At 69.0% G+C, this 452-nt stretch carries 1 pseudogene; it reads left to right on the top strand.

Features of this window, described 5'->3' with window-relative positions:
- Positions 1 to 452: pseudogene (locus A6013_RS24290) on the top strand (alkane 1-monooxygenase); the annotation flags it as partial.

Here is a 452-nt window from a genome sequence, read left to right as displayed (position 1 = left end):
TTTAACGTTCTGGCCGCGCTGGCGCCGGGTCGCGTGGATCTGGGCGTCGGGAAAGCCCCCGGCGGTTTGCCGCTCTCAACCCGCGCGCTTCAGCCGGGCCTGAATCACCAGGAAACGGGCAGCTTTCCCGAACAGCTCGCCCCGCACCACCGCTCGATCCCACCTGAGCCACACGCTGCGGAGGAGGCCCTCCGCGCCACGCCCCTGCCGCCCCAGCCCGCTGAGGGTTTACTGCTGGGCGCGAGCAACCAAACCGCGCTGCTGGCCGCCACGCTCAACTGGCACATTGTGTTTGCCGCACACCTGAACGGCGATCCGGAGCTGCTGCGCGAGGTGGTATCGACCTGGCGTGAGAACTGCGCGCGGGACGTGATAGTGGCTGTGCAGGCGGTTGTCGCGCCGACCCAGGCCGAAGCGGACGCGCTGGCGCAGAAGGTCGAAGTGTGGGGCGT

Source organism: Enterobacter sp. IF2SW-B1, assembly GCF_001743375.1.
GTDB classification, from domain to species: domain Bacteria; phylum Pseudomonadota; class Gammaproteobacteria; order Enterobacterales; family Enterobacteriaceae; genus Enterobacter; species Enterobacter bugandensis.
This window is presented reverse-complemented; position numbering and strand designations above follow the sequence as displayed.